The sequence below is a fragment of the Pleomorphomonas diazotrophica genome, from assembly GCF_002844595.1.
Classification (GTDB): domain Bacteria; phylum Pseudomonadota; class Alphaproteobacteria; order Rhizobiales; family Pleomorphomonadaceae; genus Pleomorphomonas; species Pleomorphomonas diazotrophica.
In genome coordinates, this window is record NZ_PJNW01000034.1 from 1 (window position 1) to 1,259 (window position 1,259).

Sequence of the window (1,259 nt, forward strand, 5' to 3'; positions counted from 1 at the left end):
TTCCTCGGCCGACGAGGCCTGCTCGGTGGCGCCCTGCGCGATCTGTTCGGAGGCCGACGACAGCTGCTGGCTGCCAGCCGACACGTTGTCCGACGCAACCAATGCATCAGTCACCACCGACCGAAGACGCTCCACCATGGTGTCCACGAGGCGGAGCATGTCGCCGATTTCGTCCTTCGGCAGCTTGTTCGCCTTCCAGGTCAGATCTCCATCGGCAACCTTGGCCAAGACATTGCCGGCGTTGCGAAGGCTGCGGCTGATCGACAATGACATCAGCACGGCGATGGCCAGGGAGAATAGCGACAGGAAGCCGATGAAGCCGAACAGCACGTTGCGGGACGTCGCATATTGCTCGTCAGTGGCGGCGCTGGTTGCGGCGAGGTCTGCGGTGATGGTGGTGGCCATCTCTTCGAGCACGGCGAACATGGCGTTGCCCGCCTCTCGGGCTTTTCCCATGCTGATCGCGGCGGCCTGGGCGTTGGCTTCCGTCGTGTTGAGGGCGGTCAGGTCGAGCATCCGGGTCAGCAACGGGAGGCGCTGCTCGAACACGGTTTTGAACTTATTGATCTGATCGACAATGTCTGGATTGCTGGACTTCGAAATCGTCTCGAAGAGATCGCGGATTTTCTGGTTGCCAGCCTCTATTTTCTGACGGAACTCCGCGATCTGACCGGGGTCGGTACTCATGATCGCGTTCTTCTCGTTGCGTGCCGTGGCATTGTACTCGTTGGTGAGCACACGGATGTGCTCAAGGTCGGCGCTCGGCCCGTTGACCATGTCGTTGATCGCCGTATTGAGCGATGACAGGTTGTTGACGGCAAGGGCCGCCATGCCCACCGTCATGACGATGATGAAACCGAAGGCGAGCCCCAGCTTCGCTTTGATGGTGATACGCATTAAGGTTGATCCCCTATTTCGCTTCTGCGAACTCAACAGAATTTGTTTCAGCAGGGGCTCCCCAGTCCTTTTCGGTGTCGACAACGTCAGCGCGAAATAGGGCTTGGTACCGGGCGAGCGAACCATGCTGCATGTATGAAACGGGCGGGCGGCGAGCGGTCGCCGCCCCGCTTTTTCAGGCGACGGCTCGGTTTGTATCCGGGCCGGCGAGGGCTGCGAGGTCGTTGGCTGCGAGCAGTCTTGCGAGGTCGATGACGACGACGAAGCCCTGGTCGCGACGGACGACGCCGTCGATGTAGTCCGAGTTCCAGTGGATGCCGATGTCGGGTGCGGCCTCCAGTTGGTCGTCGCGGAAGGCGGCG

The 1,259-nt window shown here is 60.9% G+C and carries 1 protein-coding gene and 1 pseudogene; both read right to left on the reverse strand.

From position 1 onward, the window contains the following. The coding region (locus CXZ10_RS21280) for an MCP four helix bundle domain-containing protein (RefSeq protein ID WP_143741591.1) at positions 1-1,023 on the reverse strand (1,023 nt) is incomplete at its 3' end. Positions 1,024-1,072: 49 nt separating this feature from the next. Continuing rightward, positions 1,073-1,259, reverse strand: a pseudogene (locus CXZ10_RS21285) (chemotaxis protein CheW); the annotation flags it as partial.